The sequence below is a fragment of the Paenibacillus sp. BR1-192 genome, from assembly GCF_029542445.1.
GTDB lineage: Bacteria > Bacillota > Bacilli > Paenibacillales > Paenibacillaceae > Paenibacillus_AQ > Paenibacillus_AQ lautus_A.
Map to the genome: position 1 here is coordinate 1440870 of NZ_CP120718.1, position 25386 is coordinate 1466255.

General features: G+C 52.7%; 22 protein-coding genes and 1 riboswitch. Of the genes, 15 read left to right on the forward strand and 7 right to left on the reverse strand.

The features are described from left to right. The first annotated feature begins 11 nt into the window (after positions 1-11). The 6 genes from P0X86_RS06150 to P0X86_RS06175 all read left to right on the forward strand — a co-directional run bounded on the left by P0X86_RS06150 (position 12) and on the right by P0X86_RS06175 (position 5143). Positions 12-968: a glycoside hydrolase family 113 gene (locus P0X86_RS06150; protein WP_277748110.1), complete on the forward strand. Its 957-nt coding sequence runs from the start codon at positions 12-14 to the stop codon at positions 966-968. 306 nt (positions 969-1274) lie between these two features. Next, on the forward strand, positions 1275-2591 hold the full coding sequence (locus tag P0X86_RS06155; RefSeq protein ID WP_096775091.1) for an ABC transporter substrate-binding protein: 1317 nt from the start codon (positions 1275-1277) through the stop codon (positions 2589-2591). Between the two features lie 113 nt (positions 2592-2704). Further along, positions 2705-3253 (forward strand): SGNH/GDSL hydrolase family protein, encoded by a 549-nt coding sequence (locus P0X86_RS06160; protein WP_192569579.1) that lies wholly within the window; start codon positions 2705-2707, stop codon positions 3251-3253. Positions 3254-3583: 330 nt separating this feature from the next. Continuing rightward, on the forward strand, positions 3584-4162 hold the full coding sequence (locus P0X86_RS06165; RefSeq protein WP_277748111.1) for a YecA family protein: 579 nt from the start codon (positions 3584-3586) through the stop codon (positions 4160-4162). Positions 4163-4389: 227 nt separating this feature from the next. After that, entirely contained in the window at positions 4390-4557 is a 168-nt protein-coding gene (locus P0X86_RS06170) for a hypothetical protein (RefSeq protein ID WP_175495194.1), read from the forward strand. Then, positions 4535-5143 carry an ATPase gene (locus P0X86_RS06175; protein ID WP_277748112.1) on the forward strand — a complete coding sequence of 203 codons (609 nt, stop codon included), beginning with the start codon at positions 4535-4537 and terminating at the stop codon, positions 5141-5143. The genes P0X86_RS06170 and P0X86_RS06175 overlap by 23 nt, the downstream gene beginning before the upstream one ends. 98 nt (positions 5144-5241) lie before the next feature. Here P0X86_RS06175 and P0X86_RS06180 read toward each other — a convergent pair whose 3' ends face one another. Next, positions 5242-5688, reverse strand: coding sequence for a hypothetical protein (locus P0X86_RS06180; protein ID WP_277748113.1), 447 nt, complete (start codon positions 5686-5688; stop codon positions 5242-5244). A gap of 254 nt (positions 5689-5942) precedes the next feature. Between P0X86_RS06180 and P0X86_RS06185 the strand changes: the two genes are divergently transcribed. Beyond that, a complete protein-coding gene (locus P0X86_RS06185; protein WP_096775094.1) occupies positions 5943-6125 on the forward strand; it encodes a hypothetical protein in 183 nt (60 codons plus the stop codon). Between the two features lie 606 nt (positions 6126-6731). Here the strand turns inward: P0X86_RS06185 and P0X86_RS06190 are convergent. From P0X86_RS06190 to P0X86_RS06200, 3 genes are read right to left on the reverse strand one after another with little or no spacing between them, the layout of a single operon-like run. Beyond that, positions 6732-7604, reverse strand: a complete 873-nt coding sequence (locus P0X86_RS06190; protein ID WP_096775095.1) for an ABC transporter ATP-binding protein — start codon at positions 7602-7604, stop codon at positions 6732-6734. Between the two features lie 22 nt (positions 7605-7626). Next, positions 7627-8673: a FecCD family ABC transporter permease gene (locus tag P0X86_RS06195; protein ID WP_277748114.1), complete on the reverse strand. Its 1047-nt coding sequence runs from the start codon at positions 8671-8673 to the stop codon at positions 7627-7629. Next, a complete protein-coding gene (locus P0X86_RS06200) occupies positions 8670-9653 on the reverse strand; it encodes a FecCD family ABC transporter permease (RefSeq protein WP_277748115.1) in 984 nt (327 codons plus the stop codon). Before P0X86_RS06200 ends, P0X86_RS06195 begins: the two co-directional genes overlap by 4 nt. A 197-nt stretch (positions 9654-9850) precedes the next feature. On the opposite strand from P0X86_RS06200, the gene P0X86_RS06205 reads away from it, so the two are divergent. Beyond that, a complete protein-coding gene (locus P0X86_RS06205) occupies positions 9851-10876 on the forward strand; it encodes an ABC transporter substrate-binding protein (protein WP_277748116.1) in 1026 nt (341 codons plus the stop codon). A 1108-nt stretch (positions 10877-11984) separates the two neighbouring features. Here P0X86_RS06205 and P0X86_RS06210 read toward each other — a convergent pair. Further along, positions 11985-12485 carry a VOC family protein gene (locus P0X86_RS06210; protein ID WP_249732867.1) on the reverse strand — a complete coding sequence of 167 codons (501 nt, stop codon included), beginning with the start codon at positions 12483-12485 and terminating at the stop codon, positions 11985-11987. A 263-nt stretch (positions 12486-12748) separates the two neighbouring features. Then, a riboswitch (TPP riboswitch) is annotated at positions 12749-12852 on the forward strand. A gap of 141 nt (positions 12853-12993) precedes the next feature. On the opposite strand from P0X86_RS06210, the gene tenA reads away from it, so the two are divergent. The 6 genes from tenA to P0X86_RS06240 all read left to right on the forward strand — a co-directional run bounded on the left by tenA (position 12994) and on the right by P0X86_RS06240 (position 21095). Beyond that, positions 12994-13680, forward strand: coding sequence for a thiaminase II (tenA, locus tag P0X86_RS06215; protein ID WP_277748117.1), 687 nt, complete (start codon positions 12994-12996; stop codon positions 13678-13680). Between the two features lie 56 nt (positions 13681-13736). Further along, a complete protein-coding gene (gene thiM, locus P0X86_RS06220; protein ID WP_277748118.1) occupies positions 13737-14579 on the forward strand; it encodes a hydroxyethylthiazole kinase in 843 nt (280 codons plus the stop codon). Further along, positions 14576-15583, forward strand: coding sequence for a bifunctional hydroxymethylpyrimidine kinase/phosphomethylpyrimidine kinase (thiD, locus tag P0X86_RS06225; RefSeq protein ID WP_277748119.1), 1008 nt, complete (start codon positions 14576-14578; stop codon positions 15581-15583). Before thiM ends, thiD begins: the two co-directional genes overlap by 4 nt. Then, positions 15580-16254, forward strand: a complete 675-nt coding sequence (gene thiE, locus P0X86_RS06230; RefSeq protein ID WP_277748120.1) for a thiamine phosphate synthase — start codon at positions 15580-15582, stop codon at positions 16252-16254. The genes thiD and thiE overlap by 4 nt, the downstream gene beginning before the upstream one ends. Before the next feature lie 250 nt (positions 16255-16504). Next, positions 16505-18457 carry a BglG family transcription antiterminator gene (locus P0X86_RS06235; protein WP_277748121.1) on the forward strand — a complete coding sequence of 651 codons (1953 nt, stop codon included), beginning with the start codon at positions 16505-16507 and terminating at the stop codon, positions 18455-18457. Positions 18458-19076: 619 nt separating this feature from the next. After that, the gene (locus tag P0X86_RS06240; RefSeq protein ID WP_277748122.1) at positions 19077-21095 is read left to right on the forward strand and encodes a PTS fructose transporter subunit IIABC; all 2019 of its coding nucleotides are present in this window, start codon (positions 19077-19079) and stop codon (positions 21093-21095) included. Between the two features lie 131 nt (positions 21096-21226). Here the strand turns inward: P0X86_RS06240 and P0X86_RS06245 are convergent, their stop codons facing one another. Then, the gene (locus tag P0X86_RS06245; protein WP_277748123.1) at positions 21227-22207 is read right to left on the reverse strand and encodes a BtrH N-terminal domain-containing protein; all 981 of its coding nucleotides are present in this window, start codon (positions 22205-22207) and stop codon (positions 21227-21229) included. Continuing rightward, the gene (locus P0X86_RS06250) at positions 22191-22763 is read right to left on the reverse strand and encodes a PadR family transcriptional regulator (protein WP_277748124.1); all 573 of its coding nucleotides are present in this window, start codon (positions 22761-22763) and stop codon (positions 22191-22193) included. Before P0X86_RS06250 ends, P0X86_RS06245 begins: the two co-directional genes overlap by 17 nt. An 841-nt stretch (positions 22764-23604) precedes the next feature. Between P0X86_RS06250 and P0X86_RS06255 the strand changes: the two genes are divergently transcribed. Continuing rightward, the gene (locus P0X86_RS06255) at positions 23605-25308 is read left to right on the forward strand and encodes an alpha-L-fucosidase (protein WP_277748125.1); all 1704 of its coding nucleotides are present in this window, start codon (positions 23605-23607) and stop codon (positions 25306-25308) included. Positions 25309-25386 lie beyond the last annotated feature (78 nt).

Sequence of the window (25386 nt, forward strand, 5' to 3'; positions counted from 1 at the left end):
AGACTCGATATATGAACTCGACAAACACGTGGACGGAAAAAGTATGCGGCATGACCTGGGGGTGGACCGGCGTACGGGGCTCCTGGACGGGACCCGAGGCGGAATTCTCCATGGAACGCATGGCGGACATGGACGTGAATTGGGTGGCCATCGCGCTGTCGGCCGTGCAGGCAACGCCGCAGTCGACGGAAATCCCGTTCCGGGAGGAACCGACGGTGACGGACGATGAGGTGCGATGGGCGATCCGCAAGGCGAAGAGCCTGGGCCTCAAGGTGTGCTTGAAGCCGGTCGTGAACGTCGCGAACGGAACGTGGCGGGCCCATATTAACTTCTTCGACGAAGAGGTTCCGGGTGAACCGAGCTGGGCGGAATGGTTCCGCTCCTATGGGGAGTTCATTCGCCATTATGCCGAAATCGCGGAGGAAGAGCGATGCGAGATGCTGTGCGTGGGCTGCGAGATGGTGCAGGCCGACAAGCGGGACGCGGAGTGGCGGGCCCTGATTGCGGATGTACGAAACGTCTACGGCGGGCTGGTGACGTATAATTGCGATAAATATCAGGAGGAGCGCGTGGGCTGGTGGGATGCGGTAGATATCATCTCCTCCAGCGGCTATTATCCGATCGACCAGTGGGAGGAGCAATTGGATCGGATCGAAGGCACGGTCCGCCGATGGAACAAGCCGTTCTTCTTCATGGAAGCCGGCTGTCCGAGCCGCGAGGGCTCCGCGGCCCGCCCGAACGATTGGTCGCTGCCCGGCGGACCGTCGGAGGAGGAGCAGCGGCAGTATTATGAAGCGATGTTCGCTGCTTGCGCCCAGCGGGAGTGGATGCAGGGGTACATGCTGTGGGATTGGCCGGCGCGGCTGTATGGCGTGGAGGAAGCGTCCCTGAACGATGATTATTGCATGTACGGCAAGTTGGCCGAGGAGACGGTGAAGACATTTTATGCGGCCGGCATCCGGGTTTAATGCAGGATCGGACGGGCGTACCGGCTCTGTGCGCAAGGTAGCTTAACATAAACATAGGGTTAACATCGCACCGCACGTTCGTTAGGACGTACGGTGCGATTTTTGCTGTCGGCTGCCGAGAAGCAGGTTATTTCGAGCCTAACAAGAAAATGATATGTTAGCATAATTTATGACAATAAAAACAAAAACAATTCATTTGTTTTGAACGTGTTAGCGATTATCATTTGAAATGTAAGCGATATCAGTAAGCGCTTCATGAAGATGCGAAGAAACGCAAGTACATTCAACGTACAGGGGGAAGACGAAATGAAAAAAAGATTTACGATGGCATTGCTTTTGCTCTTAACCGTATCATCCATTTTGGCCGCCTGCGGAGGAAATAAAACGAATAACGCAGGCACCGAGGCACCGCCGAGCGGCAGCGCCGGCAGCGAGCCGACCGAGGCGTCCGGCGAAGCGGAGCTGGGCGGCAAGCTGAAGGTGTTGACGCACCGCACCGACCTGGTGAACGACGGCACGCTGGACAAATACGTGGAAGCCTTCAAAGCGAAATATCCGAAGGCGGAGATTGAATTCGAAGGATTGACCAACTATGCGACGGACATTCAGGTTCGTCTGACCACCGGCGAAGCCGGCGACGTGCTGATGATTCCGACAGGCCTTGCCACCTCGGAGTACGGCAAGTATTTTGAGCCATTGCCGGATACGATGTTCGAGGACGTTTATTTTGCGGACAATACTCTCTTCGAAGGGAAACGCTATGGAATCTCCACCGGCGTCAATACGCAAGGCATTGTATACAACAAGAAAGCGTTCCAGGCTGCAGGCGTCGACAAAGTGCCGACCACGCTGGATGAGCTGTACGCAGCAGCAGAGAAGCTGAAAGCGGCGGACATCATTCCGCTGTACATGAACTTCGGAGCCCAATGGACGATGGGCAACTGGGCGGATAACTCCGCATGGTACGTGAACGGGGATCCGCAGTTCGCTTCGAAGCAGGTCGCCGAGGAAGCGCCGTTCCAGGTGGACAATGCTTGGGGCATCCTTGCGAATATCGGACGCACCTTCGTGCAAAAGGAATGGGTAGAGAAAGACTTGTACACAAACAACTGGGAGATTTCGAAAGGCGAAATGGCTTCCGGCAAAGCCGCGATGTACTTCCTGGGCAATTGGGTGATTCCGCAGGTGATCGGCGCCGGCGCGGCTTCGGAGGACATCGGCTTCTTCCCGCTCCCGTACGATAATAGCGGCAAGTACAACGCGCCGCTCGGTTCGGATTACTTCATCGCCGTCAGCAAAGACAGCAAGAACAAAGAGCTTGCTACCGCGTGGGTCGATTTCTTCGTGAAGGAATCCGGCTACGTGGAAGATTCCGGCTTCATGCCGATCATCAAATCGGCGGAGTCCTCCATCTCGCAGCTCGCCGAATTCCAATCGTTCAATCCGACGCTGATCGAGAGCGAAGCGACCGACCCGAAGTTTAACGAGATCGCGAACAAGGCGCAAATTGGCATCGGTACCGGCGATTACGTCCAGGAATATATCGTGGCCGACGATCTGCAGGCTGCATTCGACAAGCTGAACGCGAAGTGGAAGGAAGCCAAAACCGCACTGGGCTATTAATTCGGAGATAATAACGGGTTCGTCATCATGAGCTCGAGCGGCCTTACCCTGGGGTGATGGGGGTAAGGCTTTTTCATTGCAAGGCATAGATGCATGGAAGGAGAGACGGACAGATGAAAAGAGTTTTATTGCTGGGCGATTCCATCCGGGAGGGCTACGAGCCTTATGTGAGAGAACGGCTGGCTGACCGGGCAGAAGTCGTGGCACCGGGAGAGAACGGGCGGTTCTCGTTCTTTACGCTGTGGGGCGTCAACCTCTGGATCCGTGAGCTGGGGATCCCGGATATCGTCCACTGGAACAATGGGCTGTGGGATGTGCACCGCGAGGCTCCGAGGGTTGAAGCACTGACGCCGCTCAGCGAATATGCAGCCCATCTGAAGCGCATTGCCCATGAGCTGCGGCGAACGGGAGCACAGATCGTATTTGCCACGACGACGCCGGTGCATCCGGAATCCGAGGGCAGAAGCAATGAAGAGATCGATGCCTATAATAAGGCAGCCATCGAGGCGCTCATGCCGCTCGGCATTGCGATTCACGACCTGAACGCCCGGGTGAAACGGGATCTCTCGGGTTACTTGTCGGATGACCGGCTTCACCTGAACGAGGCAGGATACCGGGTGTGCGCCGACTCGGTGGCAGACATGCTGGAAGGCTATCTGTGACTTTTAGCTGATCAATAAGCGCTAAGACCTATATCTATGGAATCTTTACCAAAAATGGCACAAGTCTATTATAGGTTCTAACAAATTTGTTACATCCTACTTGCGTTATGACGATATTATAGAATAATATGAAGGGGCGCGGCTTTCATAGAGGGAACCCGCGCTTTTTTGCTATCTGGCTTGCCTCGGCACCTTCTTATCGGAAGCCCCCCTGTAAGAGAGTGTAACGACGCGGAAGGCCGGCATACCTTAAGGGTCTACAGGCTTGAGGTGCGCATTTTCATATTTTCCATGTATAATAGAAGAAATCATTCAAATAGGAGCTAGGAAATGAAAAAGCTAGGAAGAAACGATCTATGTCACTGCGGAAGCGGGAAAAAGTACAAAAGATGTTGTCTTGAAAGAGATGAACGCACGGTATACGGTAAAGTCATCCAGTTCCCTGGTGCGAAAGCAGCAGAGCCTAAGCTACAGGTCGATCAGTTGCGACAGATGATCAACGACAAGCTGGGGTGGATGGATTGGATCGCCGATGAGCATCGCGAGCTTGCAGAGTCTGTGTTTCCTCAGATCTGCCGGGATTACGAACTGCAGGATGAGCGGCAGCTGTTTCAAGTGTTCAGCCTCCTGATGGTCTGGAACAGCTTCTCCAGAGAAGCCAATCCGAAGTACCGCAAACAGGGTGGATATGCAAGTGCGATCGAATATATAGTAACTTCATCGCTTAACATTCCAACAACGAAGTCCGACATCGCGAAGAAACACGAGGTTTCGGTAGCCACGCTGACTCGCAACAGCGGCCAGATTCAAGATTTCATGGATGGCGTAGCGGCATCCGCAGACGACTCGTTCGCCGAGGACGAGGAATCCGCTGGCGAAGAGGATAAGGACTTGTCCTTGGGTCGTTAATTGCCAAAGAGCCAAAGTGAAAGATCCATAGCATAAGTACAGCATTTACGCATTCGGTTTCATAGCTGTGACCGCTCCCACAAGGGGGGCGGTCATTTTGCGTTGAAGGACCCAATCAAATTCCAAAGTTGTTTATACAAGTTAAGCCTATATGGTGGATTAATCAGTTTGTGATATGATTTAAAAGAGAAATGGAATTCAACGACAATAAGTTGGAGGTTGTGGTTATGAAAAAGGATAAACAATTAACCAAACTTATTAGGCTGACTGGCGAAAGGGCAAGACTTGAGGCCAAAGTAAACGAATCTTATGTTGTATATAAAGATGATTTTGGCAAACTGGTAAGGGAGTATTCTAATGGAGAGAAGGAATATGTCTCGGGAAAAGACAGTTGAACCAACAACGATGTTTGTTTTTGCCGGAAACAACGGGAGTGGGAAGAGTACGATTCGTAATCTCATCATCGACCGGATTGGAGTAAGTGTAAATATTGATCCCGATGCTCTGGCTCGGCGTCTGAGCCCGGGGCAACCGGAAGCAGCTCGCGTTTCTGCAGGAAAAGAGGCGATAAAATTAGCTCGAGAATGCCTTCAATTTCAACGGGATTTCTCCATGGAAACGACGCTCTCGGGTGGTTACGCTATTAGGCTTATGAAGGAAGCAAAGGCAAATGGTTTCCAGGTCACCATGTTTTATGTAGGCCTTGGTGATCCAAATCTAAATGTCGAACGAGTAGCCGGCAGAGTACGTAATGGGGGTCACCACATCCCTGCCGAAGATATCATGCATCGGCATCATTCTTCTATGCAAAATCTTCTCCAATACATGAGCCTGGTTGATCATCTATTTGTGATAGATAATAGCGCACTGAGTGGAGAAATTGTGCTGGAGGTAGAATTCGGGGTAATTAAGCATAGGGAATTTAATTTGCCAAATTGGGTTTTACCTATCGTTAATCAGCTGAAAGCCTTGGAAAATTAATTCTAAAATAATACTTTACACTCAAGCCGCTCCATTCAAGTGGAGCGGATATTTGCATTAATCTGTAAACCGGCCTTTTCGAAAGACTGCTTTCCGGACTAGGCAGAGGCTCCACGTGAACTCGTCAGCAGCCAGCCCAAAGCGATGCCGTACAGCAGATGACCGGCCAGCCAGAATAGAAGGGCGGCAGGGTCGGATAATTCCGGGGTACGGTCAGACAAGACGGTGGTCGGATATAGGAGAAGTCCTACGGCCAAACAGGCCAATGAAACCCAGAACAAGCTTCGCCGGCGGGACCAGTTCTTCTGCTTCAAAAAGATGGCTAGAGCGATGTTCAGCAGGACAGAGATGACGAGATGCAGCGCAAACTCGACAAGTTCGGAGAGCTTCAGTTCATTCAGGAGAGGCACGTAATCGACGTTCAGGAGAAGCGTGTAGACCTCCAGCGAGGTGATGTGCTCGATGATCTTGAGGAACAGCCCGAGAAGAATGCCCGCCGCGATGCCTGCCCAGACCGGCCTGTTCAGCTTCCATATACCCCGCATGTGCGATCCCCTCCTTTGTTGTTCATTTTATAATATCAGTCCATCTAAGGTGAAGCGTATTTTCAATTTTGGAAAGGATGGACAAATTGGGTGCGTCTGCAGGCGGTTGCATTGTCCTTGTACATATAAAATAACGGCACTCACCCTCCTTAAACAGGAAGAACCGACGGCGTAACGTGGTCAATTCTTGTTGAGAAATTGTATAGTTATGTCTTATATCCTAGTTCTATAGACTTATACAACAGGGGGATAGGATGACAGACGAGTACTTTGACGAAATGCGCAAGTTCGGCCACGAGGATGAGATGAGGTATCGCATGTTGATGCGAGGGGTAAAGAAACTGTTGGAACAACGGAAGCGTGAAAAGTCCAAGCTGTTCGGAGGACTTCCGCTTCGACAGAAGCATAAACCCCCGCGTGCAGGCAAATGGTCATAAGCGGTCGGTAACCGAATGGTTAGCGGAACAGCATGTGTGCAAGTGGTGCAATGGAAGACGAAACCTATGTATTTAGCGTTTATTACAAATATAAAAGGCTGCCCCGACGTTTTGGGGCGGCCTTCTTTGTGACTCTACATGCCTTGATATGTCTCTGTAGGCCTTGACGTGTCTCTGTAGGCCTTAATATGTCTCTACATGCCTGCTGTGTCTCTGTAGGCCTTGATATGTCTATATAGGCCTTTTTGTCTCTGTAGCCTGAGTGTCTCTGCGGGCCTGATGTTCTCTGTATGCCTTTTATATGTCTCTGCGTCCTGAATGTGTCTCTTTTGTCTCTCCACATGCCTTTTAGTCTCTTTGCACCCGCAATGGATTGTTGAATATGAGGAGGTTATGTTGCCTTCCATTTATCCGATGATCGGCTTTGTCCCCGGCTGCTTACCGTATCTTGGTTCACGTGCCGATTTTGAAAGAGTTCCATACCGGAGGGAGAACAAAGAGACCCAACAGATAATACAGATACGACAGATTCAAAGATCCAAATAATTAAAAAAGCCGGCTTTCCCGCATAAAGCGAAAACGAAGCCGGCTGTATGTTTGTATATGCTAGACCGTTGCCAGTTCAGGGGCGGGCGCCGGAGTTGTCGTTGGTTGATTCGGTTCTGCCGTATTCGGCTGCACAGCCGAAGGTCGGCGTTTGCCTTTCCCGCACGGAACGCACATCGGAGTCCCGTACAGCGGGTCCTGAATAATTTCGCATGGGAGCTGGAACACGGTCTGCATCAAGTCGGAATTGATGATATCTCCCGGTTTGCCCTCAGCCTTGATGCTCCCGTCGCGGATGGCCACGATATGGTCGGCATAACGGCAGGCCAGATTGATATCATGCAGCACCATGACGATGGTCCGCTGTTCTTTGGCGTTTAAGTCATACAGCAGATCCAGCACTTCGATCTGGTGCGTTAAATCCAGATAGGTGGTCGGTTCGTCCAGCAGAATGAGCGGCGTTTCCTGCGCCAGCGTCATCGCAATCCATGCCCGCTGCCGCTGGCCGCCTGACAGCGAGTCAACTGTACGATCAGCCAGCTCGGTCAGTCCCGTGGATTCAAGAGCCGCTGTGACCGCTTCTTCATCTTCCCGCGACCATTGGCGCAGCCAGCTCTGGTAAGGATAGCGCCCTTGCTTCACCAGCTGCATGACCGTCAGCCCCTCGGGAGCCGTTGGCCCTTGAGGCAAAATGGCGAGCTTCCGCGCCACGTCCTTGGTGGACAGGCTTGCGATGTCGGCCCCGTTTAGTACTACCGAGCCGCGCTGCGGCTTCAGCAGCCTGGCCATGGAGCGCAGCAAAGTGGATTTGCCGCAGCCGTTGCTGCCGATAAACACGGTGATTTTACCTATAGGCACGGTTAAATCCAGATTTTCGAATATAAAGTCTCCCCCGTAAGACAGACCCAATCCCTTTGCTTCCAGCGTATTCATGACGCTTTAGCTCCTTTCGGTTCTAGAATCGATTGCGGTTACGATACAGCAGGTAGAGGAAGAACGGCGCGCCGATCGCGGCGGTGAATACGCCTGCCGGCACGTCGCGCGGCAGAAAGGCCGTCCGTGCCACCAGGTCCGCGACGAGCAGCAGAATCGCACCGATCAGCGCGCTGACCGGAAGCACGCTTCCGAAGTTGGGTCCCACGAGCCTGCGGGCCATATGCGGCGCCATTAATCCGATAAAAGCAATGGCGCCGCCAATCGAGATGGCCGCTCCGGCCAGAGCAACGCTGAGTCCGATCAGAATCAGCCGCTGCTTCTGAACCTGCGCGCCCGTGCTGCTGGCCACGTCGTCTCCAAGGGCCTGGATATTCACATTTCTGGCTTGCAGCCAGGTTAGCGGAAGAAGAACGGCGACCCAAGGAAGCAAGGTCATTACGTCCTTATCCCAGGACATGCCGTAAATGCTGCCCGCCATGAAGGTAAGCGAACGGTCCGCCAGCTGCAGCGGTCCGGAGATGATCAGCATATAGGAGATCGATTTGATCGCGGCCGATACCCCGATTCCGATCAAGACGAGTCGCAGTGGCGATACGCCATTTTTCCAGGCAAGCACATACAGCAGTCCGGTAATGAAAAAAGCGCCGAGAATGGCGAAGAGCGGCAACCAATGGATGGATACGGCGCCCGTAAATATGAAGATGAAGAGAACCGCCCCCAGCGATGCTCCCTCCGTAATGCCGATGACATCCGGAGAAGCAAGCGGGTTGCGGATGACGCCTTGCAGAATAGCCCCCGCCACCGCGAGAGCCGCGCCGATCAGCACAGCAATGATAATACGGGGCAGCCTTAGCTGCATGACGATGACCTGCTCCATCGGGGGAGCGTCACCGAATAACGCTTTGACGACATGCAGCGGCGAAACAAACTGGCTGCCGGTTCCCGTGCTGATAATCATGGTTGCAATGCAAAGCACGAATAGGATCAGGCACACCCATAGGGTTCTTCGCTCCAGCATAAACGAGACTTTGGCGTTCCGGGAACGGAATATGCGGTGTTTACTCATTGTGCTCGCCTTCCTTTCCTGGCTATGTACACGAAGAACGGCACCCCGATGATTGCAGTCATCACGCCGACAGGGACTTCCTTCGGCATGGCAATGTATCTGGAGCCGAGATCGGCCGTCACCAGCAGGAGTGCGCCAAACACCGCACTGTAAGGTAGTATCCACCGATAATCATTTCCTATTAAATACCGAACGATATGAGGGATGATGATCCCTACGAATGCGATGGGTCCCGCCGCCGCTACGGAGCCGCCGGCCAGCAGGATGACGGCTGCAGCAGCTAACAGCTTGATGAGTGCGGTTTTTTGCCCGAGGCTCTGGGCGATGTCGTCTCCCATGGAGAGGGCGTTCAGATGCCGTCCCAGCAGCAGCGCAGCCAGCATGCCAACGGCCATGTACGGCCATACGGCGGTTAGCTGGTTCAAATCGCGTCCGGCTACCGAACCGACCAGCCATACCAGCACCTGATCGAACATTTTGCCGTCGGAGAGCATGAATCCTTGGGTCAGGGAATGGAAGAAAGCGGCCATGGAAGCCCCGGCTAAGGTGATTTTGACCGGCGTCATGCCGTCCCTGCCGATGCTGCCGAGGAAAAATACGATACCGCCGCTGACGGCGGCTCCGATCAACGCGACCCAGGTAAGGGACTGGAGTCCGCCAATGCCCAGCCAGCCCGATGCCAGAATAATGAAGAAAGCCGCGCCGGAGTTCACGCCCAGCGTGCTCGGCGATGCAATCGGATTGCGCGTGATGACCTGCATGAGCGCACCCGCAACCGCAAGGCATGCCCCCACGGCGACGGCAATGAGCGCTCGAGGAAGCCTTGCCGTGAGAATGATCAGATGTTCGTTGCTTCCGTTAAAGTGAGTGAACGATTCCCATACCTGATGAAGAGGGATGTTCGTTACTCCGAATGCGATGCTGCCCATGACGGCAGCGGCCAGCGCCAATAGCGATATCAATAGTCCGAATACGCGCATATATGCTCACTTTCTTAAGTCCATGAATAATTAAGTTCATATGAATTTTAGGTGAAGGGACGTTATCTGTCAATGAGCTTGATAATCATTCTCACAAATATATTGATATTTTTCACGAAACCCTTTATAGTTTTGAATCAGTGATTGATAATGGTTTTCAAATAGCGGGATATGACACAAGGGGGATTTAGATAGGAATGGGAACAGGAATGGCAAAGAAACGGGGAAGAGGCCTCAAGTTTAGCTTGCTGGCTCTGATCATGATCGTGATTCTTGCGGGGTGCGGAGCAAGCCCGGCGCAAGAAGGGACAAGCAACGCGGGCGGCGACACGACGAATACCGCAGAGGGCAACAGCGGCGCTGCTGCCGGCGGCGAATCGTATGAAGTTACGCATGCCATGGGGACGGAAACGATCAAAGGAACGCCTCAAAAGGTCGTCGTCCTCACGAACGAAGGAACCGAGGCGCTTCTGGCCTTGGGCGTGAAGCCGGTAGGTGCCATTAGATCCTGGACGGGGGATCCTTGGTATCCGCATATTAAAGACCAGATGGAAGGCGTTACCGTTGTCGGGGAAGAGAGCCAGCCGAACATCGAGCTGATCGCGGGTCTGCAGCCTGACCTGATCATCGGCAACAAGATGCGTCAGGAAAAAGTATACGAGCAATTGAAGGCGATCGCGCCGACTGTTTTTGCCGAGGATCTTCGCGGCGAGTGGCAGAACAATTTTGAACTGTATGCCAAGGCGCTGAACAAAGTGTCGGAAGGCGAAGAGCTTCTGGCAGCCTACGACAAGCGGATCCAGGAGTTTAAAGAGAAGGCCGGCAGCAAGCTTGACGAAACCGTCTCCGTGGTTCGTTTCATGGCAGGCAAGACCCGGGTGTACCATACCAATACGTTCTCGGGCGTTATTTTCGATAAAATCGGCATCGCCCGCAACGACATGACTAAGAATGCCAAGGACGATTTCGTGGACGAGATCACGAAGGAACGTCTGCCTGAGGTGGAAGCCGACAGACTGTTCTACTTCACTTATGAGACAGGGGATGGCGGCGCCAACCAGACCGAGCAGGAATGGATCAACGATCCGCTGTGGAAGAACCTGAACGTTGTGAAGAACGGTCAAGCCCACAAAGTGGATGACGCGATCTGGAATACGGCAGGCGGCATTCTGGCGGCCAACCTGATGATCGACCAGCTGCAGGAGTTTTACGGCATTCAGTAAGGAATGAAGACGGATGCTGAAGGCTAGTATCATCGTATAGCGGAAGATGCTAGGAACAAGCGGATAAAGGAGGCACTCCGAAAGATCTGGGATCTTTTGGGATGCCTCCTTTTTTAACATCGCGCGTCGCCAGCATCGCAACGTCGAAGTACCGCCGGTATGCAGTTGTATGTCACATCGCTCGCCAGTACAGCCTAACCAACTCCGGGCATCATGCCGCTAACCATGACCTGTTAACGGACACAGGGTCCCTTATTTCCCTGATTAACCCCCGATTCTCAGATCAAACGGACACAGGATCCCTTATTTCCGCAATAGACTGTCCTTTTGCCATCATATTCTATGAATAACGTATCTGGTGTCCGTTAGCCATCAAAAATTACGCCTTTTCAGCTAAATAACGTATCCTCAGTCCGCTTGTCCTCGGGCGGTCACACCAAGACCAGTAGTCGCACCAAGACCAGTAGTCGCACAAGACCAGTAGTAGCACCAAGACCAGCTGTAGCATTTAGACACGAGAGGCAGCACCAGGCTAGTAATCGCACCAAGATGAGCAGTAGCACCAAGACGAAAAAATAGCAACAAAACCAGTAGTCGCACCTAGACCACCAGTTAACGGACACCAGATCCCTTATTTCCCTGATTAACCCTCGATTCTTAGATCAAACGGACACAGGATCCCTTATTACCGCAATAGACTGTCCTTTTGCCATCATATTCTATGAATAACGTATCTGGTGTCCGTTAGCCATCAAAAATTACGCCTATTCAGCTAAATAACGTATCCTCAGTCCGCTAGTCCTCGAGCGGTCGCACCAAGACCAGTAGTAGCACCAAGACCAGTAGTAGCATCAATACCGTAGTCGTACCAAGAACAGTAGTCGCACAAGACCAGTAGTCGCACCAAGACCAGTAGTCACACCAAGACCAGTAGTAGTACCAGGACCAGTAGTAGCACCAACTATATACCGGATTCTACCTCTAACCCAAAGCTACTCTAAGTTATGGTGTTCTAAGTTGTTTTGGTCAGCAGCCATCCATGCACACCCCTGGGACACCGAATCCACCCATGTCCTCCCTGTAATAACGCTCGCTTCACGGTAACTTTTTACGACATCTTCACCACGATCTCCGCCCCTGCAACATAGGTCATCGCTTGGATGTATTCCGGGTCTTGGGCACGCTGTTCCATTTCCATCGGAGTGAGGTCCTCCATTCGTGTCTGTACCCACCATAAGTTGCCGAACGGGTCCCGTACCCGTCCCACCCGATCGCCGAAGAACAAGGTCGTTGGCTCCGTCACCGAGACCGCACCTGCGGCCAGCGCTTGCCGATACACGTCATCGCAATCCTCAACATACAAACGGAGGTATGCCGGGCTATCCGGCCATTCCGGCTTTGCGTCAAACATCATGACGACGGCATCCCCGATTCGCACCTCGGCATGGCCGATGACACCATCGCCAACATAGACGCGGGCTAACTCTTCGGCTCGAAAAGCCTGCTTGAGGAAATCGATCAGCGCTGCGGAGTTTCTTGAGATGATCCACGGCGTCACGGAGGTGTAGCCATCCGGAATGGGTTTAACCGTTTTCAATCGGTACGTCATAAATACGCTCGCTCCTTTAAATTTCATTTATTTGAATTGTGCTTATGCACTCATTATGCGGGGGCATATATGACAGCTGAGCGTCAGTGTTTCCGGAATGAGTTTGGGGTAGCCTGCGTTTTTATCTTGCGAAAAGACAGCCGCCACCGTACATCGTCACAATCACGCGGTCGGAGGAAGGTTCGAGCTTGAGGTTCCGTCCACAAACTGTTAACGTTTGACACTACCCTCAAACCTATGTACAGTATTAGACAAAAGAATAGGAAGTCCACTAGGGGAGCCGTTGGCGGCTGAGACAAGAGCGTATCTTGGACCCTTTGAACCTGATCTAGTTCGTACTAGCGTAGGAAAGTGGAGCCTTCGAATATGAGGTCTCGGTGCGTTTTTTTGGCGCACCCGGGCTTGTTGACGAAGCCGCTCCAGTTTTCGGGGCGGCTTTTTAGCGTTGTCTGAAAAGTCGTGTCTTACGGACTTCCTGCTCTTCAATATGTTGGAGGTGGGGACAAACATGAGTTTCACGCAAGAGCTCCGTCAGCAGGCGGGAGGCATTTTTCAAGCAATCTTCGATCATCCCTTCGTAAAAGGCATTGCCGAGGGGAATCTGGAGCGGGAGCAGTTGATTCACTATGTGAAGCAGGATTTTGAGTATTTGAATGCCTACATGCGGATATACGGAATAGCCATTTCCAAATCGACCAGCCGGGAAGAGATTGCGGCCTTTAACGAACAGATTTCATTCATCCTGCACAGCGAGGTGCACCCGCATCAGAATTTTTGCGCAGCTGCCGGGGTGACCTATGAGGAGCTTCAAGGATATCCGCTGGCTCCGTCCGCGCATCATTACATCCGTCATATGCTGACGGTGGCGCACGAGGGTAGTTTGGGGGAGATTATGGCCGTGCTGCTGCCGTGCCCATGGACGTACCTGGAGATTGGCCGCAAGCTGTTGAATGAGGTGAAGCCGGATGCCTCCCATCCGTTTTACGACTGGATTTCTTTCTACGGAAACCGGGGGGAAGACGCGACAGCCAAATTCCGCGACCGTCTCGATGCATGGGCGGATCGTGCGACGGCAGCCGAGCGGGAACGGATGAGGGAGCATTTCATGCTGAGCTGCCAGCTGGAGTATCTGTTCTGGGACATGGCTTATAAGCAGGAGGAATGGCCGGTGCAGTTGGAGGCTGCCGTGCTGTAAAGAGCGATGTTCGCAAGCACATGGAATTCCATTATAGCGAAGAGAGGCTGATATAAATGCATTCATGGGAAAAAGAGGTTTCGGCGCTTTTAACGAAGGTACAGCAGACGAGCCCCCTCGTTCACAATATGACGAACGTGGTGGTTACGAATTTTACGGCTAACGGCTTGTACGCGCTGGGCGCGTCGCCGGTGATGGCTTACGCGCCGGAGGAAGTGGCGGATATGGCCGCCATCGCGGGCGCGCTCGTATTGAACATCGGTACGCTGAACCGCGAGCTGGTGGATGCGATGATTATCGCCGGGCAATCGGCGAATGCCCATGGCGTGCCGGTGCTGCTGGACCCGGTCGGCGCGGGAGCGACCCGTTTTCGGACGGAGTCGGCGCTGCGGATCCTAAGCGAGGTGAAGGTTTCGCTCGTGCGCGGAAATGCGGCTGAAGTCGCTCACCTTATCGGGGAGATCCGCGAGATCAAGGGCGTAGACGCAGGCAATAGCGCAGGCAGCAATCATGCCGAGCTGGCCGTGCGGTCGGCGCGCGAGTTAGGCACGATCGTGGCCATTACCGGTGAAGAGGACGTGATTACCGATGGAACGGAAGTGCGCATCATTACCGGAGGGGATGCTCTGCTTACGAAGGTGACCGGCGCAGGCTGCCTGCTGACCTCGGTGCTGGGTGCCTTTGCCGCGGTGGAAGCAAACCTGCTGCTTGCAGGTACGGCGGGTCTGGCCTTCTATGGGGCCGCGGCGGCGAAAGCTGCTGAGCGAACGGCAGATCTGGGACCGGGAAGCTTCCAGATAACTTTCCTGGACGAGCTGGCGAAGCTTCATCCAGGATCGCTGGAAGGGTATGCCGCTGTGCTGGAAGCGGGAGCGGCGGCTGCCGGAGGCACGCGATGAGCGAGGCTCGCATACCCCGTGCCCTGACGATTGCCGGGTCTGACAGCGGTGGCGGCGCCGGCATTCAGGCCGATCTAAAAACCTTCCAGGAACTCGGCGTGTACGGCATGTCGGCGATTACCGCGATCACGGTGCAGAATACTTTGGGGGTTCACGGCGTATATCCGCTGCCGCCCGAAGCAACTGCGGAGCAGATTGAAGCGGTTGGATCGGACCTCGGGATAGATGCATTGAAGACGGGCATGCTGTTCAACGCCGAGATCATTCGGCTGGTTGCTGACCGGATTCGGGCATTCGGCTGGGGGAAGGTCGTTGTCGATCCCGTGATGATCGCCAAGGGCGGAGCGGAGCTGCTGCAGGGCGAAGCGGTGCAGGCTTTAAGAGAAGATTTGCTGCCGCTGGCGTTGATCGTCACCCCCAATATACCGGAGGCCGAAGTATTGGCGGGGATGCGTATCCGCACGATGAACGATCGCAAAGAAGCGGCGAGGCGTATTCATGATCTGGGGCCCAGGATCGTTGTGATCAAAGGCGGTCATGACGAGGGAATGCTTGGAAGCGATGAAGGTACGGATCACGAAAGAGACAGGGGACCGGCTATATCGACGGGTATGCAGCAGGAAGAGCTGCCTCAGTCCGAAAGGACGTACGGTCAAACGAGCACTGCCATGCCTGCTGGGGAGTATAGAGGGGTCCGTTCGCTCTTTTCCAACGATGACGGTAATCCGGAAAATCCCCCGGTCATCGACCTCGTATACGATGGTACGGCCTTCACAGAATTATATGGCAAACGAATCCATACCGTTCATACGCACGGTACCGGCTGTACTTTCTCTGCGGCCATTACCGCAGGCCTGGCCCGAGGCTTGAGCGCACTCGATGCGATTCAGAGCGGGCGCTTATTCATTCAAGCGGCCATTGAGGACGGATTGAACCTGGGGCAGGGACAGGGCCCGACCAATCATTGGGCATACAATCGCCGCCGTCAGGAGGTGCTGCGATGACGGGCAGAGTGGCACCCGAGATGATGAGGCGGCATCTGCGGATGTACCTCGTGCTCGGCAGCGTGAACTGCAGCGTCGAGCCAAGCTTGGTCGTGCAGGAAGCATTGGCTGGAGGCGCAACCATGGTCCAGTTCCGTGAGAAGGGACATGGAGCACTCGCCGGGGAGCCGATGATTCGGCTGGCTTGCCGGATTCAGGATCAGTGCCGTCGAGCGGGCGTGCCCTTCATCGTCAATGACGATGTGGAGCTGGCACTGAAGCTGAACGCCGACGGCGTGCACGTCGGCCAGGGCGACGAATCCGCGGCTTCCGTCCGCGAGCGGATCGGCAACCGGATTCTCGGCGTTTCCGCCCACACGGTGGAGGAAGCGCGGCGCGCGATTCTCCACGGCGCCGACTATCTTGGCATCGGGCCGATCTATCCGACCCGCTCGAAGGATGATGCCAAAACTGCGCAAGGCCCGGCCATTCTCCATGAGCTTCGCGAAGCTGGAATCCACCTGCCGATCGTTGGGATCGGCGGGATTACCGTGGAGCGCGTGGAGGAAGTGATTGGAGCGGGTGCGGATGGCGTGGCGGTGATATCCGCCGTGACGGGAGCGGAGTCGGCGCGGGAAGTTGTAGAGGCTTTTATAGGTAAGATACGATGTACGACCGGAAGAATTTCTTAAGATGTAAGAGGGATTAAAATCGGATCATGAAACAAGGGGGCCGACTTCTGCGGCACCCTTGTTTTGTTTACGTTGGATTTTAGAATACTGTATATGCTCAGCTTTTCCGTCAATATGCCATTTCTTTTGATCCACTCTCGTGTAACCTCCCAGATCAGTTTGCCATAGAGACCCGGATATGATATACGTAGGACAATGCACCCGCTCTGCGATGAGTGAGCACTCCCATTAAGTTGAATAGGGGATCGGAATGAATAATAGGCAAAAAGAGATTTTTCGCAATTTGTTAATGGAACCGAACCGGCTGTGGCTCGTTCAGGATCTGGCGGATCAGACCGAGTGCTCGGAGAAGACGATCCGAAACGATCTGAAGGTGATTGAAGAATATATAGCTAAGCACTCCGGCGGCCATCTGGTGAAAAGGCCGGGACTTGGCGTCTATCTGGAGATCGGGGAAGCGGATCAGGCTGATTTATTCCGCCGCTTGTATTCCAACGAGAGTACCGCCGAGGATGAATCCGATGAGGAAAGGGTGCTGCACCTGGCATATCGGCTCTTGATGAACGCGAAGCCCGTAACCCTGCAGAACCTGGCTTCACCGTTTTACGTGAACAAGGCGATTATCCGTCGGGATATGGAAAAGATTGAGGGCTGGCTGCGGAGCTTTGATCTGAGCTTAATGACGAAGCAGCGAGTAGGCTTCATGATTGAGGGCTCGGAGAAGAACAAACGGATGGCGCTGGCGCGGTTGAACCAATTGATCAACCGTCCGGAATTGACGGGACAGATGATGCGTAACCAGTATGAACCGCACGAGATCGCAGCCGTATACAATGAGTTGAAGGCGTTGCAAAAGCGGCACCAGCTCCGCTTCACCGATGAAGCCTTTGAAAGCTTGATGCTGCATATACTGCTTATGGTCAAACGGACCAAGCTGGGACAGCCGATTTCGCTCTCTGCGCAGGACATAGCGTTTTTGGAGAATAAAGCGGAATTTGCATGGGCGATAGACTTTTTGAAGCAGCTGCAAAAATTGTTCGCCGTCCCTTTTTCCAAGGAAGAAACCGCTTATCTAACCCTGCACCTGCTTGGCGGGAAGTTCCGATACACGCAGGAGGATGGAAGTGCCCGGCGGGGCGATCTGGCAGACAGCCACCCCCTGCTGCCACAGTTGGTTGAGCAACTGATTCGGCGGATGTCGGAGCTGAATATGATCCCATTTTCCAAGGACCCGGTATTATTGAACGGGTTGAAAGTGCATTTGTACACGACCATGAACCGTCTTCATTATGGTCTGGCTGTGTCCAATCCGATGCTGGCCGAGATCAAAAAGATGTATCCCTATATGTTCGATCGCGTCATCATGGTCCTGGAGGAGGTAGGGGGAGCGCTCCAACTGTACTTTCCAGAAGAGGAGGCCGCGTATTTGACTTTGCATTTTCAGGCGTCCGTAGAACGGCTTCACCAGAACGAAAGCCACCCTCAGAAGGTCATAATCGTGTGTCATATGGGCGTTGGGATGTCCCAATTGCTTCTCGCGAAGGTGGAACGAAGATTCCCGTCCGTGCATGTAGAGACAACGATGTCCAAAGCGGAAGTTGAGGATTATCTGGCAGCTCATGAGGTGGATCTTGTCATTACGACCGTTGATCTGCCCGAGTTAAAAACACCTCATATCCTCGTTTCCCCTCTGCTCGAGGCCAGTGACGAGCGGAAGCTGGAGCAAGCGATCCGGGGGCTCGATGAGCCGGACAGCAGGGCGCCTGAGGAATCGGTCTTTTTGAAATATACGACACCTTTTCTCATCTTTCCTCAGCAGGAGGTCGAGCGTCCAGAACAGTTAATCTCCAAGTTTGCGCAGATGCTGGTGGACAAAGGGTATGTCCAGGCAGGATATACGGAGAGTGTGCTAGATCGTGAGAATATGTCTGCTACGACCATTGGAGGAGGCATTGCCATCCCTCATGGCAGCTCGGAGTGGGTTAAACAGTCCTGCATCGTTGTTATTACTTTGAAGCAGCCGATTACCTGGGGAACCGAGAAGGTAGAGCTTGTGTTCTTACTTGCGATCAAGCATGATGAGCGGAAAGAGATGCGGCAGCTGTTCAGGGAATTGTCACGGATCAGTGAGCAGCCGGCATTGGTCCGTGCGTTGTCTAAGGAGACGGACGCGATGCGATTGCTGAATACGTTAAAAGGGTAAAATGAGTAGTAGAGGTTGTTCAAAAAGTCCGCTTTTGATAAGAAAACCTCTTATCGAGGCCACTTCAAGGATGAGCGACCGCGATGCATAGGTAGGTTTTCTTGCGATATAGAATTTCATCAGTTCCACTGATAACTCATAAATTCTATATCTAACACGAAGCGAATCAGGAAGCAGCTCGGCATCGAATCTTGAATTCAGCCGGGCCTAAGCGGATGCTTACGAAGTCATATTTCCTGCGGAAACATTTCAGGTGCTCACGTACCCAAAACGTACGCTCCGCTCCTGACGTCCCTAGCTTCATCCAACTGAAGCGTTTTGAAAAAACGCACATCGGAAGTATAAGCTTCGGTGCTGAAAATCGACCTTTTTGAACACGCACTATTTCAAACTGTGATGATGAAGCAGGACGGTATACCGTCCTGCTTTTTACATTTTTTTGGGGTCCCGCGTAAAGTATTTGGATTAAGCATATAGGCTCCACTTTGTGGGGATATTTGTTTGCGAAATAAACCTGTTTTTCCGGAAGTTCCGGTAAAAAGTTCATCCGATAACAGCGTTTTCAGCATGTACACTATAAATGTAAGCGGGAACATGACAGCGAAGGAGAATGACGAACATGAAAATATTAGCGATTACTTCATGTCCTAACGGAATTGCACATACGTATATGGCCGCTGAGAATCTGCAGAAGGCAGGCGCGAAGCTTGGCGTTGAGATGAAAGTGGAGACCCAAGGCTCCATTGGCGTGGAGAACCAATTCACGGAGCAGGATATCCGCGAAGCCGATGGCATTATTATCGCAGCGGATAAGACGGTGGTGAAGGACCGGTTTGTGGGTAAAAAACTGCTTGTCGTTGGGGTGCAGGATGGTATCCGTCGTCCAGAAGAGCTGATCCAACGGATGATGGAAGGGGATGTGCCCGTCTATCAGGCACAGTCCAAGTCGGCTGAAGCTATGACGGGAGAGAACAAACCCAAACAAAATCCGATCTATCGCCACTTGATGAACGGTGTATCCTATATGGTGCCGTTTATCGTGATCGGTGGGCTGCTCATCGCAATCGCCCTGACGATGGGCGGCGTGAAAACGCCGGGTGGTCTGGTTATACCGGAAGATTCCATCTGGAAAACGATTGAGAGTATCGGCGCGGCTGCGTTTACCTTCATGGTTCCGATCCTTGCCGGATTTATCGCCATGAGTATTGCGGACAGGCCGGGGCTTGCACCAGGTATGGTCGGCGGGTTCATTGCTGCGAACGGCAGCTTTTATGGAAGTGAAGCAGGAGCTGGATTCATCGGGGGGATTATTGCCGGTTTCCTGGCGGGATATGTCGCACTTGCTATTAAAAGGATCAAGGTTCCTCGGTCGCTGCAGCCGATTATGCCCATTATCGTTATCCCGGTACTGGCTTCACTGGTTGTAGGATTAATCTTCGTCTTTGTGATTGGCGCTCCGGTTGCGGATCTGTTTGAAGCGTTAACCGTCTGGCTCGCGGGAATGCAGGGTACTAGTTCGATTCTGCTCGCGCTTATTCTGGGCGCGATGATTTCTTTTGACATGGGGGGGCCCGTGAATAAGGTTGCGTTCCTGTTCGGCTCGGCCATGATCGGTGAAGGCAACTATGAAATTATGGGCCAAATTGCCGTTGCCATCTGTGTTCCTCCGATTGCCATGGGATTGGCAGCCATGATGAACAAAAGGAAGTTTACACCTGCGGAACGTGAAGCTGGAAAAGCAACATTTACGATGGGATTGTTCGGTATTACCGAAGGAGCGATTCCATTCGCGGCGCAAGATCCTCTACGCGTCATTCCGAGTATCATGGTCGGTTCCATGACGGGTTCGGTGATTGCCATGTTGGGCAGTGTCGGTGACAGCGTAGCCCATGGCGGTCCAATTGTAGCCGTGCTCGGTGCCGTGGATCATGTGTTGATGTTCTTCATAGCGGTCATTGCCGGTGCAGCCGTATCGGTTATCATGGTGAGCCTGCTCAAGAAAGATGTTGCAGCTGTGACTCCGGCAGTTGTTGGAGAAGGAGCAGAAGCGATAGAGGATCCTGCGGGAGTAGGTGAATCGTCGACAGTAGACGCGGCTGCACCCATGGCTGCGGACTCAGCTGAAGTGGATTCAACCGTGATCCATAATGGTACAGCAACGGAAGTTTCTGCTATCCGCGTTGAGAAATTGACGGATATTGTGACACCGGATCTCATTAACCTGAATTTGGTCGGAACGACACAGGATGCTGTGATCGACGAAATGATCGGTATATTGGAGCGGAATGGGGCGGTAAGAGCTGACGGAGATTTTAAACAGGCCATATTAGCCCGGGAACAAGAAAGCTCCACAGGCATCGGCATGAATATTGCGATTCCTCACGGTAAATCGGATGCTGTCCTGAAGCCAAGCGTGGTCTTTGGTATCCAGCAGGAGGGCGTTGACTGGAAGAGTCTGGACGGCAGCGAAGCCAAACTGATCTTTATGATTGCCGTGCCGCGTAATAGTAAACAGAATGCGCATTTGAAAGTGCTGCAAATGTTGTCCCGCAAGCTGATGGACGATGAATTCAGAGAAGCGCTCTTGGCGGTGACAACGAAGGAAGAGGCCTATCAATTGCTCGATCAGGTGCATTAATTCAAGAGACTGAATGAATTCACCTAGACCAGCCCCGCACAGAAATGAGCGGGGCTGGTTTTGTCTGTTTCTCGACTTACTTCCGCAAAATCCACGGATTTGCTTGTCAGCCGGCGCCATGCCAATCGCTTTCACAGCAATAACTCCATGGCTGCGCGTTCTTTATCCGCAATCTCCAGCAAGAGGTTGGACGCGTGCTGTAGCTCCTGGTGGTTACCTGATCTTCCCGCAAGGTCGATCGATGCGGAGACACTGGCCCACATTGGCGCGATCTCCGTAAACAAAAGGTAGGCTTGTTCGATTTTCGGGTCTTCCAACCGATCGGCGCATTCCTTCAAGTAATCCCGATACAGATTCCGAAACAAAGCACCGCCGGTTCCCGCACGCTCCATCAGCAATGCGGTCAGGCATAAATCATGTTCGAAATGGTTGCTGCGGGAAGGCCACTTCAGGATCTCTTTGCTCATTTTTACAATGCCTTTATTCCCAATATTGCGAATGGGCGGGTTCAGATAGTCATGCGCATTCTTGGTCAAGGATTCGCGTAATGCGGGAGCGAGCGGCGGTAAGGCGTCGATTGGCTTGAGCGTAAATGAGCGATTTCGGGAGCTCATGGCTCCTTTTGCGTTTCTGGCTGCGGCCAAGCTTGTCAAACGCGTCTTCACCAGTCCGCCCTGTTGCCAGGTATCTGCCATGTAGGCATATTCGTCATCCACGCCGTATAGGACCGCATAGTGACCGGCAAAGTGCACTTTGTTGGTGAAATAGTCCAAGTAATAGGAATCCAATTTCAGACCAACCGGAATTCCGCGTTCGATGCAGCTTCGTACGTTCCGCCATGCTTTGTCGACGGACGACGTTTCTTGAACATTAACGGTCAAACCCAGCCTGTCGGCGAGGTTGGCTGTTAACTTATCCACTTTCACCCTTCCTCCGATGAACGGAAAATCCATTCCCTTCGAGTCCCAATAAATGAATCCGAGCCCCTGTCCGAGTCCGAACAGCATCGGCTCCGATAGCTGGACTCCTGCATGTTGCATTAAATTGCCCATGGTGGTCGTTTCGCAATGGTCGCCTTGGTAAGGAACAAAACCTTCAATGATGGTGGTCATCTTCCCTGGTCTCCTTCGACAATTCATTAATTAGACTGGCAACGAACGCTTGCTCACTCTCCATTAGGCTGATCGGATGCAAGAACAGCGCCCTTACGTTCAGCGGCAAATGGACGCCGCCCTGGGATTCGAATTTTTGCTTTAAGCCTGTTGAAGCCTCCCGAAGAAAATCCAACCGTTTCCGCAAGGCAGCCATGGCCATGTCGTTCCCGATAAGAGGCAATGCGGCTAAACCGAGATCGAAGCGGTTGTCGCGTTCCCGTGCTGACGAAAGACTGTCAAGGACTTCATCTTTCAGCTTGACCATACCGGCTTCGGTGAGGACAAACCGGGTCGGCATGGGTCCCTTGCCGGATTTTTCGTCGGATTCCTCGGATGCAATCCATCCTTTATCGCTCAGTTTCCTCAGTCCTACGTAGATTGAAGTCGTGCCGATGTTGGCCCATTCCCGATAGCCTCGTTGATCGACTAACTTCTTGATATCGTACCCCGAAGCTTGACGACATTCTGCGATCATTTGCAGCAGCATGAATTCGACGTTTGAAATAGGGTGCATGAAGAACCCCCTTGTCTTTTAATATTTCACATATGTAATATAACACCAGTGGAATATAAGATCAACAACGGAATTCAGACACTCGACAGTACGCCGAAAGATAATCATTGATACTAAACCTTTAAAACCATGAGCGGATGAATTGAAATGTATGAGTATCACGGATGGGCAACTATTAGAGAGAGTTCTTCAATTGAATTTTCAAATGACAAAATAATAGGTGATCCTTTTTTATAGCGAATTAATTTCCATTAAACTAAAGCCAGCCGTTTACCCGGCAGGCCTTCGGAATTCGGTGTTATAAATCGTATTTTCGTTTTTCAGTTCCAGTATCTTAGCAGAGATCGAACCGAAGACGTTTATTACATGTATGTTACTGACGTAAATAATGAGCAGTATCTAAAAAAGTTTGAAAGTAACCTTGGAATTGATATTGATCCATATGATTCAACACAAAATGAGTTGATACTGACTAAAGTAGGAGTAGAGAATTGGAGAAAAGTTTTGCCGCCAGAATTGTTGTAATAAAGTTTTTCTGGATATGATTTTGACGAAAGCATGACGGCAAATTACTAACTTCATGAAATAAAGTAAAGTGGAGCCGTTTCCTATTCGGGAGCGCAGCTTCTTTTTATGTTATAACCAGGCTGAAAAGGAATGTAATCTAAGAAAATTCAACTCATTTACAGTTTACATATCTATCGAATGAACCATACTTTCCCCCCACCTCAACAAAACACAACCTCAACCCAAAAAAACAAAGAGGCTGCAACAGCGTACCTTCTATAATGGAGGTTACTAGACTGTCGGACCGTTAACTGGCAGGTGGGGAGGGACAAACATGAAGCGGGATGAATACATGGATGGGGCCGGATGGGAGCAGGAACGCTCGGATATTATCCCGACTGATCTATTGGTGAACGACCGAGATCACAATCGTCGGATAGCCTGGTGGAGGGAAGCGCGTTTTGGGCTGTTTGTGCATTGGGGGCCTTACTCGATGCTGGGCGGAATGTGGAAGGGCGAGCGAGTGGATGCGAATTATGCCGAGCATATCCAGCTTAGGGGGAAGATACCTGTAGCTGAGTATGCAGAAGCCGCAGCCGGTATGAATCCGGAGGCGTTCGATGCGCATGAGTGGGTGTCGCTGGCCAAGCGGTCGGGGGCCAAATACCTCATCGTGACGGCGAAGCATCATGACGGGTTTGCCATGTATGATTCCAAGGTTTGCGATTATTCGATTACCCGGCATGCAAATTTCCCGAGAGATCCGATCAAGGAGCTGGCAGAGGCATGCGAGGCCGAGGGGATTCGGCTCGGGATTTACTATTCTCACGCCATGGACTGGCATCATCCGAATTCGCAGGGGAACACGCTGGATTACCCGGGGAATATCGGTGCATGGGATCTGCTGGAGGACTGGATCGACGATCAGGATAAGCGGGAACGCTTTGAGCGTTATCTTCATGAGAAGGCTCTTCCCCAGGTCGAGGAGCTGCTGACCGATTACGGCCCGATCGGGTTGATGTGGTTTGATTGCGGCCATAAGATCAGCGACGAACACGCCGTGTGGTTCCATGATCGGGTACGCCGGCTGCAGCCGGATTGCCTGATTAACAAGCGGCTTCGGGATGACCGCTTTGCGGATTACGGGAATCCGCATGATAACCAGCTGCGATTTCATCCGGTGCAGCAGGACTGGGAGTCGATTCATACGCTGAATGATTCTTGGGGATTCCGGTATGGCGATGACCATTGGAAGAGTCCGGAGGAATTGATCGACCAGCTGCTGCGCGTGGCAGCGGCGAACGGCAATCTGGTGCTGAATGTCGGTCCGCTCGGAAACGGGGCGATTGACGAGAAGTCGAGAAGCCTGCTGGAGACGGTGGGCAGCTTCCTGGAGCGGAACGGCGAGGCCATATATGGCACGAGCGGCAGTCCGATCGGTACGCCGCAGTGGGGCTACTGCACCTGGAAGCCTGAAGAGAACAGCTTGTATCTGCTGGTTAGAGATTGGCCACAGGACGGTTATTTGATTCTGCCCGGTCTCGCAAGCGGAGTTCAATATGCGAGGCCTATCGGCTCGAAGGCCAAGGAGGACCGCCTGCCGATCCGGCAGCTTGGGCGATGGGACTGGCAAATTGATGTGCGTTCGGTACCTCAGGACGCCTATGCGACTGTGCTAGAGCTGAAGCTAAGCGGGGAGCAGCTGGAGAGCAACGGGACTCCTAGATTCATATCTTCAATGCCGAATACGTTTTGGGCATATGATGGTGTTATCGAGGGCGACGGCCTGCGCCGCGACAATGGAAAAAGAGGGCATGACGGCGTTACCGGGTGGACCGCTCCACATGCGGCTGTTCAATGGGCGTTTCGTTCGGAAGAAGAAGCGCCCGTCCACTGCCGAATCATCGTCACCTTGTCCGCCTCAGCGGATCAGGCGGGGGACGCTTTGAATTGTCCCTGGATGAACAGAAGCTGGCTTGTACCGTTTACGATACGGGCGGGGACGGATGCTGGGGAGATTTTGAGATCGGTCAATTGACGATTCATTCGGCAAGCCTACACCGTCTTGAAGTCCGCGGAATATCGCTGGCATCGGATTCTTTGATGAATTTGCGCA